This window comes from Sulfitobacter sp. 1A13421, from assembly GCF_043557285.1.
Classification (GTDB): Bacteria; Pseudomonadota; Alphaproteobacteria; order Rhodobacterales; family Rhodobacteraceae; genus Sulfitobacter; species Sulfitobacter faviae.
Window position 1 is genome coordinate 481660 of record NZ_JBIFFQ010000002.1, and the last position, 16220, is coordinate 497879.

A 16220-nucleotide genomic window follows, 5' to 3' on the forward strand; every position below is an offset into this window, starting at 1 on the left:
CATGAGTGACATCAACATCCGCAAAACGGGGCGCGCGGGCCGCATCACCCTGACCCGGCCCAAAGCGCTGAACGCGCTGAGCTACGACATGTGTATCGCCATCGAGAAGGCAATCGACGACTGGCGCGACGATCCGGAGGTCGCAGTCGTCGTGCTGGATGCGGAGGGCGAGAAAGCCTTCTGCGCTGGCGGCGACGTCGCGCAACTCTACCAGACCGGCAAGGAGGGCGATTACGATTTCGGCCGGCAGTTCTGGGCCGATGAATACCGGCTCAACAACAAGCTGCATGGCTACCCCAAACCGGTGATCTCCTTCATGCAGGGCTTCACCATGGGCGGCGGCGTCGGCATCGGTTGCCACGGCTCGCACCGCGTCGTGGGCGAGACGAGCAAGATCGCCATGCCGGAATGCGGCATCGGACTGGTGCCAGACGTGGGCGGCACGCTGCTGCTGGCGCAAGCGCCGGGGCGGATGGGCGAATACCTCGGCCTCACCGGGGCACGCATGGGGCCGGGTGATGTGCTCCACGCGGGCTTTGCCGACTACTTCGTCCCCGAAACCGAATGGCCCGACCTCATCGCGCAATTGGCGGAGAACGGCGACCCCTTCATCCTCGACCGTGCGGCGACCACCCCGCCCCCGTCCAAACTGGCGGAGGTACAGGAAGAGGTAGATCACCTTCTCGCGCCGGAGACCTTAGAGGAAGTCGAAGTCACGCTCTCCATGTCCGACAGCGAATTCGCCGCCGATACCCTCAAGATCCTGCGCCGCAATTCGCCGCTGTCGATGGCCTGCACGCTTGAGATGCTGCGCCGTCTGCGCGGCCCCGGTATCGGCATGATCCCGGCACTGGAACAGGAATACCGCTTTACTGCGCGGTCACTGGAAAAAGGCGACTTCATCGAAGGCGTGCGCGCCGCGATCATCGACAAGGATCGCAGCCCCAGATGGCAACACGCCGATTGGGACGTACCGCAGGCCGATGTCGCAGCCATGCTCGCCCCCTTGGGCGATAACGAATTGAAGTTGGAGGAAAATTCATGAGCAAACTCACAATCGGTTTCATCGGTCTGGGCAATATGGGCGGCCCGATGGCGACCAACCTCGCCGCCGCGGGCCATACAGTGCGCGGCAATGACGTGGCTGGCACCACCGCCGAAGGAGTCGCCGAAGCCAAGACCATCGCCGAAGCGGTGACCGACGCCGAAGTCGTCATCACCATGCTGCCCAATGGCGCAATCCTGCGCCAAGTCGCCGAAGAAGCTGTCGCCCATATGGCCCCGGGTGCGTTGCTGATCGACTGTTCCACCGTGGACGTTGAAAGCGCGCGTTTCGCGGCAGAGGCGGCGCAGAAAGCCGAGCTGCTCTTTGTCGACGCCCCCGTCTCCGGCGGCATCGGCGGTGCGCAGGGCGGCACGCTCACCTTCATGGCAGGCGGTGCGGAGGCGGCCTTCGAGAAAGCCAAACCGCTCTTCGACATCATGGGTCAAAAGGCCGTGCACTGCGGCGACGCGGGCGCGGGCCAAGCCGCGAAGATCTGCAACAACATGATCCTCGGCGCCACGATGATCGCCACCTGCGAAGCCTTCGCACTCGCCGACAAGCTGGGCCTTGATCGTGAGCGGATGTTCGACGTGGTTAGCACGTCCTCCGGCTATTCATGGTCGATGAACGCCTACTGCCCTGCGCCCGGAGTCGGTCCGCAGTCGCCTGCCGACAATGACTACAAACCGGGCTTCGCGGCGGAGTTGATGCTGAAAGACCTTGGCCTCGCGCAGCAAGCCGCTGAAATGGCCAATGCCGACACGCCCATGGGCGCGCTGGCGAAAGAGCTCTACACCCGCTTCGTCGAAGAGGAAGGCGGCAAGGGCAAAGATTTCTCCGCCATGCTCCCGCGGTTCGAACAGCGCGGATATAAGGGCTAAGCCCCTAACATAACTGACACGGTGAAGTGGCGGCGGTTATTCCGCCGCCACTTTCGTTTCCTTACGCAACATGGGCTTGAGATACTTCCCCGTGTAGCTCTCGGCCACTTCCGCGACCTTTTCGGGCGTACCCGTGGCCACAACACGGCCCCCGCCATCACCGCCCTCGGGGCCAATATCGATAATGTGATCCGCAGTCTTCACCACGTCGAGGTTATGCTCGATCACCACGACGGAGTTGCCTTGATCAACCAATTCATGCAGCACTTCCAGAAGCTTACGCACGTCTTCAAAGTGCAAACCGGTGGTTGGCTCATCCAGAATGTAAAGCGTGCGCCCGGTCGAGCGTTTGCTCAACTCCTTACTGAGCTTCACCCGCTGCGCCTCACCGCCCGAAAGCGTCGTGGCCTGTTGACCGACCTTGATATACCCAAGACCAACCCGCATCAGCGCGTCCATCTTCTCACGGATCGACGGCACCGCGGCAAAGAAGTTCTGCGCATCTTCTACAGTCATATCAAGGACATCTGCGATGCTCTTGCCCTTGAACTTCACCTCTAGCGTCTCACGGTTATAACGCGCGCCCTTACAGGTCTCGCATTCCACATAGACGTCCGGCAGGAAATGCATCTCGATCTTGATGACCCCGTCGCCCTGACAGGCCTCGCAACGCCCCCCTTTGACATTGAAGGAGAAGCGCCCGGGCTTATAGCCGCGCTCCTTGGCCTCCGGCAGCCCGGCAAACCAGTCGCGGATCGGGGTGAAGGCCCCCGTATAAGTTGCTGGATTAGAACGCGGAGTCCGCCCAATCGGGCGTTGGTCAATGTCGATGACCTTATCGAGATGCTCCAACCCTTTGATCGTTTGACACGGCGCAGGCGTCTGTCGTGCACCGTTCAGATTCATCGAAGCGGTCTTGAACAAGGTTTCAATCGTCAGGGTTGATTTGCCGCCCCCCGACACGCCCGTCACGCAGACGAATTTCCCCAGCGGAAAGTCCACCGTCACATTCTGCAAGTTGTTGCCAGTGGCCTTTACCACCTGCAACTTCTTCTTATTCCCCTTGCGCCGCTTCGCCGGGACCGAGATTTCGCGAACGCCGGTAAGGTATTGACCCGTCACAGAATTCGGATCGGCTGCTACCTCTTGCGGCGTGCCATGGCTTATAACCTGCCCGCCGTGCACCCCGGCCCCCGGCCCGATGTCAAAGACGTAATCCGCCTCGCGGATGGCCTCCTCATCGTGCTCCACCACGATCACGGTGTTCCCCTGATCGCGCAGGTTCTTCAATGTATCGAGCAGACGGTCATTGTCGCGCTGGTGCAGACCAATCGACGGCTCATCAAGAACGTAGAGAACGCCCGTCAGCCCCGAGCCGATCTGGCTCGCCAAACGAATGCGCTGGCTCTCACCACCACTTAACGTACCACTTGAACGTGACATCGTAAGGTACTCAAGACCAACGTTATTTAGGAAGCCAAGACGCTCCCGGATTTCCTTCAAAATGGCCCGGGCAATCTCGTTCTTCTGATCGGTCAGATGGTCTGGCACCGTCTTGCACCAGTCGAAAGCCTCGCGGATCGACATCTCGACCACTTTGCCGATATGCAGCAATTCATCTTCACCACCGTCGCGCGGGCCAATCCGCACCGCCAACGCTTCGGGCCGCAGGCGATAGCCGCCGCAGGTGCCGCAGGGGCGGTTATTCTGATAGCGTTCGAACTCCTCGCGCACCCAATTACTATCGGTTTCGCGGTAGCGCCGCTGCATGTTGGGGATGACGCCTTCGAACACCCGCTTCACCTCATAGACGCGGCCGCCTTCGTCATAACGGAAGGTGATCTCCTCCTTACCGGAGCCGTGGAGGAAGACGTTCTGGACCTTCTCAGGCAGGTCTTTCCAACGGGTCCTCTGGTCAAAATTATAATGTTTCGCAATGGCTTCGATGGTTTGCTTAAAGTAAGGTGACTTCCCCTTACGCCAAGGCGCCAGCGCACCATCATAGATCTTTAGGTTTTGATCCGGCACCACCAAACGTTCGTCGAAGAAAAGCTCGACTCCAAGGCCGTCACAAGACGGGCAAGCCCCAAATGGCGCGTTGAAGGAGAACAACCGCGGCTCGATCTCCGGGATGGTGAAGCCACTGACGGGACAGGCAAATTTCTCGGAGAACGTATGGCGTTCCGGCTCACCTTCGCTGGGGGCCGTCTCTAGCACGGCGATCCCATCGGCAAGGTCGAGCGCGGTGCGAAGCGAGTCCGCAAGCCGCGTTTCCAAACCTTCGCGCACCACGATCCGGTCGACGACGACGTCTATGTCATGACGGAATTTCTTATCCAAGGTGGGCGGCTCATCCAGATCGTAGAAGTCGCCATTCACCTTGACCCGCTGGAACCCCTGCTTGCGCAACTCAATGAATTCCTTGCGGTATTCCCCTTTGCGGTCGCGGATGATGGGGGCCAGCAGATAGGCCCGCGTGCCCTCTTCCATCGTCATGATCCGGTCGACCATATCCTGCACCTGCTGGGCCTCGATGGGCTTGCCGGTGGCGGGGCTATAGGGCGTGCCAACGCGGGCGAAGAGCAGACGCAGGTAGTCGTAAATCTCGGTCACCGTGCCGACGGTCGACCTTGGGTTCTTCGACGTGGTTTTTTGCTCGATCGAGATGGCGGGGCTGAGGCCGGAGATGTGATCCACATCCGGCTTTTGCATCATATCAAGGAACTGCCGGGCATAGGCCGAGAGCGATTCCACATAGCGCCGCTGCCCTTCGGCATAGATCGTGTCGAACGCAAGGCTTGACTTGCCGGAACCAGAAAGCCCGGTGATTACAACGAGTTGGTCCCGTGGAATATCCACGTCGATGTTCTTCAAATTATGCTCGCGCGCGCCGCGCACTTCAATATTCTTCAGCTCAGCCATCACATGCCCCTCTTAACGATTTGTACATAGGTGCTGATGCAGTGTTTTCCAACGGAAAAGTGAGAACTAAACAGGAACGTGCCGCCTGCGACGTCGGGCCGCACCGAGGAGAAGATGTGCCACAAGCCCCATAACGAAAGCCCCGCCCGCGAGTAGCGGCAGCGCCGCACCGCCGAAGCTTGCCAGGCCGAAGGCCATGACCGGCGTACCAAGGCTGTTGCCGAGGTTGCCCATCTGCGCCACCGCGCCGTTGGCCTGTGCCTGCGCGGCGGGGCCGGTATTCAGCTGTGCCACAGCGGTGAAACTTGCCCCTTGGATCAGCCCCATAGCCCCTGCAAGCGCCAGACAGGCCAGCGGGGTGCCGGGGGCGAGCCAGAGCCAGACCATGGAAAGGGCCGAGAGGCCAAAGCCCGTTTGGACGACGTAAACCGCTGGCAGGCGGCGCAGCAGGGCCACGCCGATGGTCATCGACACCGCAATGCTGGTGAGCGGCATGGCTGCCATGGTGACCGCCCGCCATGCCTCGGGGAGGTAGGGCGGCAAGACAGTGAGGATAGAGACGAAGCTGAATGTATAGAACAACCACCCCGCCGCCGGGGCGGAGAGGAAGGGTGACCGGTAAATCACAAGGTGATCGCGAAGTATCTGCGGCAGGGAGAAAGGCGGCTGCGCGCCCTCCTCCGGCAAGCTGCGCAGACTGGTGGAGAGCACCAGCGCGCAGCCCGCCATATAAGCCGCGTGAACGGCGAAAAGCGCTGGCACACCCAAGGTCAAAGCGAGCGGACGGCCGAAAAGCGTCAGGACCGCGAAGGCGACGCCAAAGAAGGTGCCCCAGAGGGTCAGGGTAAACCCGCGGTCTTTCACAACGCTAAGCTGCGCGATGAGGGTCGGCGCGGCGACGACGATGGCCAGATGTGACAGCCCTTCGACGACGCGGCTGGCCAGCATCCAACCAAAACCCGGCAAGAACGCCTGAAAAGCCGACACGGCCGCGCCGAGCCAGAGGGCGAAGAGAAGCGCGCGGCGATAGCGGACCCGGGCGACCACCAGCCCCGCCACGACACCAAGGAGGATACCGACACCGCCCACCAAGGAGACCAAGAACCCGAGCGCCGCCCCGGCCTGCGGGTAGATATCCGGCAGCAGGTCGAAGATGACACTCATCTTGCCATATTGCGCAGCCGCCCCCAGCCCCGCGGCCCAAAGCGCAAAGACGCGCAGAAAGGAGGTGTGTTCAGCCATCTGCCCTCAAGCCTTTTGAGCCAGCGCCCATGCGCAGAGCGGCATCTTGGGGTCGTTGGTCAGATCATCCGTGGTCTTGTCGAAAGCCGGGGGCCAGTCGGGTTCTAGATTGCGTGCGGCGGCGGCGCGGTTGCCCCATTGTTTGGCGGTGATCCGATGCGCCTCAAACCCGGCTTCGATCAGCAGGTTCTTCAGGCCCCGGGCGGACCAACGGGAGTTGTCATTTGGGGCGGCATGAAAGGGGATGAAAAACGGCACGGCGATCCAGAAATATCCCCCCGGCCTGAGCATCTGTTGAACATGCCCCAAGGCCGTAAAGGGCCGGTCGAGATGCTCCCAAACCTGATTGGCGAGGATCAGATCGAACTGCCGCACGGCACCGCTCGCAGGATCGGTGAAGGGACCTACGCAGATGTCATAGGTCGGATAGGCGAACTGGGTGTAGCTCTTGAACGTGAACCGTTTGCCGAACTTGCCGGAGATCTCGGCGGCATCAAGCGTTTCAGGGTTCAAACGGTCAATCATCCGGCGGGTGCTGCGGTGCATGACGACACGGTTTAGGCTGACCACGACATGGCTCCCGACGGTTTGGCCGAAGTGCGACGGGGCAAGTCGCGTTGGGCGCGCCCTGCCCCGCGCGCTTTACATATGAATCACGCGGTCGAAAGCGTCGAGCACGGATTCATGCATCATCTCGCTGAGCGTCGGATGCGGGAAGACGGTGTTCATCAGGTCTTCTTCCGTGGTCTCCAACTGGCGGCCCACGACATAGCCTTGGATCAGCTCCGTCACCTCGGCCCCGACCATATGCGCACCCAGAAGTTCGCCGGTTTTGGCGTCGAAGATGGTTTTCACCAGCCCCTCAGGCTCCCCCAAAGCCACGGCCTTGCCATTGCCGATGAAGGGGAAGCGCCCGACCTTAATGTCATAGCCCTGCTCTTTGGCCTTCGCCTCGGTCAAACCGACGGAGGCGACTTGGGGGTGGCAATAGGTGCAGCCGGCGATGCTTTCGGGTTTGACGGGATGGGGTTTCTGGCCCGCGATCAGCTCGGCCACCATGACGCCCTCGTGGCTGGCCTTATGCGCAAGCCAAGGCGCCCCCGCGATGTCGCCGATGGCAAAGAGCCCATCGACCCCGGTGCGGCAATATTCATCCGTCACGACATGGGTGCGGTCAACCTTGACGCCGAGCTCTTCCAGCCCCAGCCCTTCGGTATTGCCGACGATGCCAACGGCTGAGATCACGGTGTCAAACCCAAGCTTCTCGACCTTGCCGTCCCGTTCGATATGGGCGGTGACCTTGTCGTCCGCACGGTCGAGCTTCTTGACCGTGGCCTTTTGCATGATGGTCATGCCCTGTTTTTCGAATGCCTTTTTGGCGAACTTCGAAATCTCTTCGTCTTCGACAGGCAGCACGCGGTCCATCACCTCGACCACCGTGGTATCGGCGCCAAGGGTGTTGTAAAAGCTCGCAAATTCGATGCCGATGGCACCGGACCCGATAACCAGTAGTTTCTTGGGGTCGTGCACAGGTTGCAGGGCGTGGCGGTAGGTCCAGACGCGTTTGCCGTCTGCCTCTAGCCCCGGCAATTCACGGGCCCGTGCGCCGGTGGCCAGCACGATGTTCTTGGCCGTCAACTCCTCGCCGCCCTTGTCGGTTTTGACGGAGACTTTCCCCTTCGCGGGGATCGAGGCTTCGCCCATGAAGACCTCGACCTTGTTTTTCTTCAGGAGGTGTTTGACCCCGCCTTCCATCTGTTTGGCCACGCCGCGCGAGCGTTTGACCACGGCGGCAAGATCATAGTCGATCTTATCCGCCGCCAGACCGAAATCCTTGGCCCGGTGCATCAGGTGGAACACTTCGGCAGAGCGCAACAGCGCCTTGGTGGGGATGCAGCCCCAGTTCAGGCAGATGCCGCCGAGATTCTCCCGCTCGACCACCGCGACCTTCAGCCCAAGCTGGGCGCCACGGATCGCGGCGACATAGCCGCCCGGCCCCGCACCGATCACGATCAGATCAAAGGATTTGGCAGCCATGGCAAGGACCTCGCGTTAGGGTTTGCAAATATAGTTTACCGCTAAACCATATTTGCAATCGCCACAACCACGCGTGTTGCCCCGGCCTACCCAAGGCTCAGGCCGCTTGAAGTTCCGCGCGCAGGTCCTTGACCGTCCGCCCATAGCCGCCCGCGTCGAGATAGGATGTCTCCTGCGCGCTGAAACTGCGTGACAGCGCCTTATTGCGATAGGGAAAACGGCCAAACTGGCGGATCACTTCGCGGTGGGCGCGGGCATGCAACAGGTTGCTGCCGTCGCTTTTCGGCATCCGCCCGCACATCAGACGGACGCAGCGGTCCTGATCGCAGAGGTTCTCGGAATGCATCAGCGGCAGGTAGAAGAACTGCCGCGCGGGCGCCTCAACCCGCATGTCCCACCCCTTTTCGATGGCCAGCTTTGCCGCCGCCAGCGCGGTACGGTCGCTGGAAAACGCCTTGCCCGTGTCGCGGAACATGTTGCGCGGGAATTGATCGGTCAGGATCAGAAAGGCCAGCGCGTCGGTGGGATTGGTCAGCCAATGGTTCAGCTTGCCAGCCTGCGCCTCATCCCAAAGCCCCTCGAAACGCGCGCGGATATCGGCATCCAGCGTTTCGGAACTGTTGTACCATCCGGCCGGACCTACGTCGTCGAGCCAGAAATTTAGTACATCTTGGGGTTCTGCATTTGTGGCAGCCATCCCGCACACTCCTTTGCCGCAATCTGGGCGTTTCGTTAAAGTTAAGAACGTCTTACCGCAAAAGCCTAGTCACGTTTTATGTCATCCGCGACATCGTTATCGCTATCAGGGGCGTTTTTCTCTGCTTCGGCGTTTTCTTGGGCAGCCTCCTCGGCGGCCTCCTGTTCCGTTTCAATGATATATTCCTGCGCGATCTCCACGGCCACGGCAGTGGCCGAGGGGTAGATCGGCACGTAGTTGCCCGTCTCATCGACCGGCACCGCGGCACGCTGCGTCTTGCGGTAGGAGGCATAGGCGGCCAGAGCGGCGAAAAGCACGGCGGTGAACAGGTAAAAGCCCCCCGGCCCAAGCGCCGTGCCCATCATCCAACCGGTGATCACCGGGCCCAGAACCGCGCCCAAGCCGTTGATAAATATCATCCCGCCCGAGGCCGAGGCCATGTCCTCATGCTCAAGAAAGTCGTTGGTGTGGGCCATGAGCAGCGAGTAGAGCGGGTTCGACATGCCCCCCACCAGAAAGGCCGTGGCCAGCAGTATCGGGAAGACATGGCCCAGCGTCATCCCGATGACCGAGCCGATACCGCCGAGCGTGGCGACGATGACGATCAGGCTGCGGCGGTCCATGCGGTCCGAGATCCAGCCGATGGGATATTGCAGGATCACGGAGCCGACGAAGAACATGGCCACGAAAAGTGAAATCTGCCCGACACTCAGCCCGGCTTCGGCGCCGTAAACCGCCGCCATGCCGAACTGCGCGGAGAATACGCCGCCGAGAAGAAACATGCCGACGCAGCCCAGCGGCGAGAAGTCCATCAACTCGCGCAGGCTCATCGGCTTGGTGGTATCAAAAGGCGGTGTCGGGCTAATCGACAAAAGGATCGGGGTCACCGCGATGCTCACCAGCACCGAGGGGATGACGAAGAGCACGAAGCCCGAGGGATCGGCGGTCAGCAAAAGCGCCTGCGCGATCACGATGCCCAGTGTCTGCACGATCATATAGGCCGAGAGCGCCTGCCCGCGGTTTTCGTTCGTGGCGGCGTTGTTCAGCCAGCTTTCCGCTGTGACGTAGACGGCGGAGAAGCAAAAGCCGATCAGCACCCGGCCCAGCGACCAGACGATGGTGTTGGGGAAGGTCGGATAGATGATCATCACCGCCGAGATCAGCGAAGCCAATGCCGCGAAGACCCGCACGTGGCCCACCCGCCGGATCATCCCCGGCGCCATGCGCGATCCGCCGAGGAAGCCCACGAAATAGGCCGACATGACGATCGACATCTGGAAGGTCGAGAAGCCTTCGATGCCGCCGCGGATACCCAGCAGCGTGCCTTGCATGCCGTTGCCGACCATCAACAGGCACATGCCCAGCAAAAGCGCCCATGCGCTTGAAACCACTTGAATCATCAGTCAATTCCTTGTTCGCCCAAGCCCTCCCATGGACGGCATTCGCAGGCTAGTCACCCCCTAGTGCGACATTCAAGCGGGTTTTTGCGCCTCAGGCAGCAGAAGGGAGGAATCGCCGTAGGAGAAAAAGCGATAGCCCTCGCCGATGGCATGGGCATAGATGTCCTTCACCCGCTGCACCCCCATGAGGGCCGAGACCAGCATCATCAGCGTGGATTTGGGCAGGTGGAAATTCGTCATCAGCCCGTCGGTCACGTTGAACTTGAACCCCGGCGTGATGAAGATGTCGGTGTCGCCTTCCCATGCGGTGATCTCACCCTCGCGCGCCGCCGTCTCAATCAGGCGCAGGGCGGTGGTGCCCACGGGGATCACGCGCCCTCCGGCGGCGCGGGTGGCGGCAATCTCTTCAGCGGCCTTTGCGCTAACCCGGCCCCATTCGGCGTGCATCTTGTGTTCCGAGATGTCGTCGACTTTGACCGGCAGGAAGGTGCCCGCGCCGACATGCAGGGTAACATGGCTAAAGGTGATGCCCTTCGCGGCCAGTGCTTCGAGCAGCGGTTCGTCGAAATGCAGCGAGGCTGTGGGCGCCGCGACCGCGCCCGCGTGGCGGGCAAAGACGGTCTGGTAGTCGGTCATGTCCTGCGCATCAGCGGCGCGTTTGGCGGCGATATAGGGCGGCAGCGGCATCGCCCCCGCGGCATTAAGCGCCGCGTCGAAATCATCGCCCGCGCAGTTAAACCGCAGATGCCCCTGCCCGTCTTCCACCGCCTCCAACGTCGCCCGCAGATTGTCGGAAAAGACGACCTCTTCGCCGATCTTCAGCTTGCGCAGCGGCTTGATCAGCGCCGACCAAGTGCCGTCCCCGCGCGGCTCCAACAGGGTGACTTCGATCTTGGCCTGCACCGCCCCTTGGGCCGAGGTGCGGTGGCGAATGCCGCTCAGCCGCGCGGGGATCACGCGGGTGTCGTTCAGCACCAATCGGTCGCCGGGGCGCAGCCAGTCGGTCAGGTCGGTCACGCGCCGGTCGTGCAGCGTGTCACCCTCCGCCACCAGCAACCGCGCGGAGGAACGCGGGTTGGCAGGGCGGGTGGCGATCAGGGTCTCAGGCAGGTCAAAATCGAAATCGGAAAGCTTCATCGGCGCGGCTCCGGGTCTGGCGGCAGGGTCGCTTCGGCGCTTAGCGTTCCTCCGGCACCCGGGCAACCGGATTCGCTTGGCCCTGCACCTGTGGCGGCTGGGGCGGCGGACGGCGAAACAGCTCGCGGAACATGCCGGGGGTGAGTGCCGAGAGCGGATTGACCGAAACGCTGGGGTCTTTCGCGGCCCCCGTGAGCCGGTAATTGAACCCGATCAGCCCCTCGCCCTTGCGGGTAAAGAGCGACCCGATCCCGTTGAACATATAGACCGGAGAGATCACGCCCTGCATGTCGATCAAGCCGCTGTCGAGCGCATAGACCCCATCCATCGACAGGCCCAAGGAAGCGCCCACGGCGCTGGCCTCGGTCAGGGTCAATCGGTTCGGGGTCAGGCGAAAATTTGCCTCCACATCGTCAAAGTAAATCCCATCGCCGTTGAGCTCGTTAATCAACCCGACGACCGAGATGGCATTGACCAGCGCCGCGATCCCCGGCGCGTCGCGAATGGCGACATCGCTGACCGTAAGCTGCCCGTCAAAGGCGCCGCCCGAACCCACGGGCAGCAGGGTGAGCGACAGGTTCCCCCCGACCACCTGTTTCACCAATCCAGCCGAACGCAGCACCCCACCTGCGTCGTCCGAGACCACCCGCACCGCGCTGCGCCCCGCTTGGGGCAGCACCCGCCCCTGAACCGGCGTGCCGCCATTGAGCCGCGCGGTGAATGCGCCGTCCGTCCCCTTGGCGGTGTCGAATGTGCCCGAAAGATCGGTCAGGTAGATCGTGTCGGTGATCTGCAACCGGTCCAGCGCCACGCGCATCGGCGGCCCAGCTTGCCCCTCGGCCCCGCCGAACTCGGCCCGGCGCATGTCGAGCGTGCCGCCGCCCAGCACCACCTGCACCGGGTTGCCCTTGCCCTGCCCGAACAGTTGCAACGGGATATCCAGCCAGTCGCCCCGCCGCAGCCGGTCGATCCGCACCCGGTCCAATGCGCCGCCGGGGGCAAGGTCGATGGAGCCCGCCACCCGCAGCCCCGGCGCGTTCAATTGAAAGGCGTCGATATTCGGCGTCTCGCCCAAACGCCCCGCCAGTCGCAACTCGCCCTTGGTGCCCGGCGCCTTGCTCCATGACAGTTGCGGGACGGAGACGCCCAAACCCGCCAGATCACTTTGCAAGGTGAAGCGCGGCGCTTCGCCCTTCTTGAGGTCCACGGCAATCTGCCCGCGCCCCTCGCCACGAAGGCTCCCGGGGGGCAGTGCCACGCCAAAGGCTTCGAGCCCCGCCGGGGTCAGCGCCACCTGCGCGGTTAGGCGGCTTTCGTCCGAGCCGGGGCCGATCGCCTGCGACCATTCCCCGTCGAAGCCCACGCCGTCGATACGCCCCGCGCCGCCGATGGTTATACGGTCATTGTCGGCGGTGATGGACAGTTTGCTGGCCTGAAGGCTGCGGTCTTTGACCAGCGTATCGGTCGAGAGCGCCAGCAGGTCTCCCGCGAAGTGATAGCGCACGTCTTCGGGCTTGCCGCCCTTTTTCAACGGCAGCGCCAGCGTGCCTTTCAGCACCGCCTCCCCATCCGCGAGCGTCACAGGCAACCCTGCCTTCTCCATCACCCGCATCGGCGGCTGGTTCAGCAGCGACAGCGCCGCGGTCAGGGTGGACCGTGTGTTAAGCCGGATCACCGAAGGGCTGCCGTCTTTCACCCGCACATCGGGAATGATGAAGGAGGATCCATCCAGCGTCACCGCCCCGCCCTGCGGCGCGATGACCTCGCCCACGTCCACCGTGACGACAAGGCGGTTGTCGAGCAGGCTCATATGGCCGCGGCCATCGGTGATATGCGGCAGGGTCTTCAGAAACCGCACCTCGGCCCCGGCATAGTCGAAGGCAACATAGGTCTGCGGCGCCTGCCCCGGTGCCATGCGCAGCGCCAGATCGAGGTTGCGCATCCGGCCCGCGTGAAGGTTCTCATCCAGCCATTTGCGGGTCTTGGGTTTCACCCCCTCGGGCCAGAGCGCCAGCAGGCGTTCGGGGCTGAGCCGGTCCATCCGCCCATCGAGAGACAGGTTCCAGCCCGCCGCCTCGGCCACCAACGCGCCATCAAGGCGCAGGTTGCGGCCCTGATCGCTGATCTCCAGACGGCCCAGTTTCAGGCGAAACGGATTAAGGCTGAGTTCAAAGTCGATATCCGCCTGATCCAAAGCCACCGTTTCGGGGTAGACTTCCGCCGGATTGGCCCGAAGATCGCGCAGACTGAACTGCCCCACCATCCGCCCCGGAATGCCGCCCGGGACATCGCCCAGTTGCGAGCTGCCGGTGATATTGCCCGAGACCCAAGGGCTGTCGAGGGACATCTCGTCAAAGCGAAGCAATTGGCGCGCGGGGTCGTAGCTGAAATAGCTCTGCGCCCCATCGAAGGGGATAGGCTTGGTCTGCGGGTTGGGCTGCAAGACGCCCTTGCCGATCTGCAAAGAGGCGTTGATCGGCGCGAAACGGCCCGTGCTGTCGATGCCGCTGCGCACCGCGCCCGAGATATTGGTCCGCAGCACTTCGAGCCACGAAAAGGCAGGCCCCTGCGCCGCGATGTCGCGCGCATCGACCCCGTCGAAGGTCACGCCAAAGGTCGCGGCATTCTCACCGATTTGGCCGCTGTAATTGGCGGTGAGCGTGGCCACCCCCGCGCCCCCGCTGAGCACCGCGAGATCGGCGGAGAGGTCAAGCGCATCGCCGCTACGCGACAGCCGCAGCCGCCCGCCATCCCCGGTCCAAGCGCGGCCCGCGCGGGCGTCCTCGAACCGAAGCGTCAGGGCGCGCAACTCGACCGAGCGTAGGGCGGAGAGCGCGGGTGCGGCCAGCACCTCGTCGATCTGGCCGATAAGTTGCGGCAGGGTCGCCGCCTCCCGCTCGGGTGGCGCAATCCCGGCCCCGGCGCTCAGGCTCACCCGGCCATCCGCCCCGCGGCGCAGATTGGCCACCACGCCCGATAGCGAAATCGCCCTCGGCTGCGCCACACCGCGCAGCAGGGACCGCATCGACAGGCTGGCCTTGAACTCATTGAAACTGACAATCTCGTCCCCCTCGGGCGTGGTGACAAAGATGTCTTGCAAACGCACGCGGGGGCGCCAACCCTCGTCAACGACGAATTCCATCGCGCCGAAATCCACCCGCGCATGAGGCAGGGCCGAAGCAATCCGCGCCTCGATCCGTGTCTGCACCCAAAGCGGCGCCGGAATCGGACGCCCGGTGAAATAGACCGCCGCCCCGGTGGTCAGCGCCGCCAAGAGCACCAGCACCACAGCCGAGACGATCCCCGCGCGGCGGCGCGACCGGCGGCGCGGCGGCCCTTCGCCATCTGGCGCAGGGGGGCTGGAAAGGGACGGGTCGCGCATCGGGCTCCGGTTCGGATAGGGCGGCTCTCTGGGGCGGCTTTGACGTTGTCAAATCAGATGCAGTATGACAGCCCTGAACGACCCTTCACAAGCCAAAGGAACCGCCCCATGTCGCAGATCGGACCCCAGCCCGGCCAACCGGCCCCGGATTTCACCCTTCCCGTGACTGGCGGTGGCGAGATCACGCTCTCTTCCTGGCGCGGCGCGCCGGTGGTTCTGTTCTTCTACCCGCGCGACGACACGCCCGGCTGCACCAAGGAATCGATCGGCTTTTCCGAGCGTTTGCCTGACTTCGCCGAGGCAGGCGTGCAGGTCTTCGGCATTTCGCGCGACAGTATGGACAAACACGACAAATTCGCTGCCAAACATGCGCTGACGGTGCCGCTTTTGTCTGACACCGATGGCGCGGTGACCGAAGCCTATGAGGTTTGGGTCGAGAAAAATATGTACGGCAAGAAATCCATGGGCATCGAACGCGCGACCTATCTGATCAACGTCGAAGGGCAGATCGCGCAGGTCTGGCGCAAGGTGAAGGTGCCGGGCCATGTGGATGCCGTGCTCGACGCGGTGCGCGGCGCATGATGCCGCTGGCGGAAATGGCCGAGGCGGTGCTGCGCACGGCGGATGGGCGCGAGAAGACGGCGCTGTCGCGGAAATATGCGGCGCAGTGGCTCTCGGCCCGCGAGGCCGGCGAACGCCCCGAAGTGGGCCGCGCCGACCCGCCGCTGCACCCTGCCCGGCCCGCACAGCCCGAGTTGCTCTCGCCCCGCGACGTCCCGCGCCGCCGCCCCGGCACACCCGAGGGCCGCGCGGCGCTGCTCCATGCCGTGGCGCATATCGAGTTGAACGCCGTTGATCTGCATTGGGATGTGATCGCCCGCTTCTCCCATGTGCCGCTGCCCTTGGGCTTTTATGACGATTGGGTCAAAGCAGCTGATGACGAATCCAAACATTTCAACCTGATGTGCGACTGTCTTGAGGAAATGGGCAGCCATTACGGTGCCATGCCCGCCCATGCCGGCATGTGGCGCGCCGCCGAAGACACGGTGGACGATCTGATGGGCCGCCTCGCCGTGGTGCCCATGGTGCTGGAGGCCCGCGGTCTTGATGTGACCCCCGGCATGATCGAGATTTTCCGCAAAGCGAAGGCCGACAGCGCCGTGGCCGCGCTTGAGACGATCTATGCCGAAGAGGTTGCCCATGTGGCCTATGGCAGCAAGTGGTTTCACTTCCTCTGTGGCCGTCATGACGACGACCCAAAGGACCGTTTTCATGCCCTCGTGCGCAAGTATTTCCACGGCGATCTGAAGCCGCCCTTCAACGAGGAAAAGCGCGCTGAGGCGGGAATCCCGCCCGATTTCTACTGGCCCCTGACCGCGGATGGCGGGCCAAGCTGAACCAGGCCTGACGCAGCAAGTGCTTGGTATCGGCGGATTTTTGCCAATTAAAAAGCGCTTTTTCGGACGAATGGGGGAAT

At 62.9% G+C, this 16220-nt stretch carries 12 protein-coding genes; 4 read left to right on the plus strand and 8 right to left on the minus strand.

Annotated elements, in window-relative coordinates; all coding sequences use genetic code 11:
• Position 1: 1 nt before the first annotated feature.
• Positions 2-1045 (plus strand): enoyl-CoA hydratase/isomerase family protein, encoded by a 1044-nt coding sequence (locus ACGYLI_RS06110; RefSeq protein WP_394418114.1) that lies wholly within the window; start codon positions 2-4, stop codon positions 1043-1045.
• Positions 1042-1926: a 3-hydroxyisobutyrate dehydrogenase gene (gene mmsB, locus ACGYLI_RS06115; RefSeq protein ID WP_394418117.1), complete on the plus strand. Its 885-nt coding sequence runs from the start codon at positions 1042-1044 to the stop codon at positions 1924-1926. Before ACGYLI_RS06110 ends, mmsB begins: the two co-directional genes overlap by 4 nt.
• Before the next feature lie 36 nt (positions 1927-1962).
• Here mmsB and uvrA read toward each other — a convergent pair whose 3' ends face one another.
• From uvrA to ACGYLI_RS06155, 8 genes are all read right to left on the minus strand, one after another.
• The gene (gene uvrA / locus ACGYLI_RS06120) at positions 1963-4848 is read right to left on the minus strand and encodes an excinuclease ABC subunit UvrA (protein WP_394418120.1); all 2886 of its coding nucleotides are present in this window, start codon (positions 4846-4848) and stop codon (positions 1963-1965) included.
• A gap of 66 nt (positions 4849-4914) precedes the next feature.
• Positions 4915-6090 (minus strand): MFS transporter, encoded by a 1176-nt coding sequence (locus tag ACGYLI_RS06125; RefSeq protein ID WP_394418123.1) that lies wholly within the window; start codon positions 6088-6090, stop codon positions 4915-4917.
• Between the two features lie 6 nt (positions 6091-6096).
• Positions 6097-6660, minus strand: coding sequence for a class I SAM-dependent methyltransferase (locus ACGYLI_RS06130; RefSeq protein ID WP_394418126.1), 564 nt, complete (start codon positions 6658-6660; stop codon positions 6097-6099).
• Positions 6661-6732: 72 nt separating this feature from the next.
• Positions 6733-8127: a dihydrolipoyl dehydrogenase gene (gene lpdA, locus ACGYLI_RS06135; protein WP_394418129.1), complete on the minus strand. Its 1395-nt coding sequence runs from the start codon at positions 8125-8127 to the stop codon at positions 6733-6735.
• Between the two features lie 97 nt (positions 8128-8224).
• Positions 8225-8824, minus strand: a complete 600-nt coding sequence (locus tag ACGYLI_RS06140) for a DUF924 family protein (RefSeq protein WP_394418132.1) — start codon at positions 8822-8824, stop codon at positions 8225-8227.
• Between the two features lie 65 nt (positions 8825-8889).
• A complete protein-coding gene (locus ACGYLI_RS06145) occupies positions 8890-10224 on the minus strand; it encodes an MFS transporter (protein WP_209217619.1) in 1335 nt (444 codons plus the stop codon).
• Positions 10225-10296: 72 nt separating this feature from the next.
• Complete coding sequence (queA, locus tag ACGYLI_RS06150) at positions 10297-11361, minus strand: tRNA preQ1(34) S-adenosylmethionine ribosyltransferase-isomerase QueA (RefSeq protein WP_394418135.1); 1065 nt, start codon at positions 11359-11361, stop codon at positions 10297-10299.
• A 40-nt stretch (positions 11362-11401) separates the two neighbouring features.
• Positions 11402-14743, minus strand: a complete 3342-nt coding sequence (locus ACGYLI_RS06155) for a DUF3971 domain-containing protein (RefSeq protein WP_394418138.1) — start codon at positions 14741-14743, stop codon at positions 11402-11404.
• Positions 14744-14851: 108 nt separating this feature from the next.
• On the opposite strand from ACGYLI_RS06155, the gene ACGYLI_RS06160 reads away from it, so the two are divergent.
• Together ACGYLI_RS06160 and ACGYLI_RS06165 are read left to right on the plus strand one after the other, a co-directional pair.
• Positions 14852-15325, plus strand: a complete 474-nt coding sequence (locus tag ACGYLI_RS06160; RefSeq protein WP_394418141.1) for a peroxiredoxin — start codon at positions 14852-14854, stop codon at positions 15323-15325.
• Positions 15322-16140 (plus strand): ferritin-like domain-containing protein, encoded by an 819-nt coding sequence (locus ACGYLI_RS06165; RefSeq protein ID WP_209217615.1) that lies wholly within the window; start codon positions 15322-15324, stop codon positions 16138-16140. Before ACGYLI_RS06160 ends, ACGYLI_RS06165 begins: the two co-directional genes overlap by 4 nt.
• Positions 16141-16220: the final 80 nt, after the last annotated feature.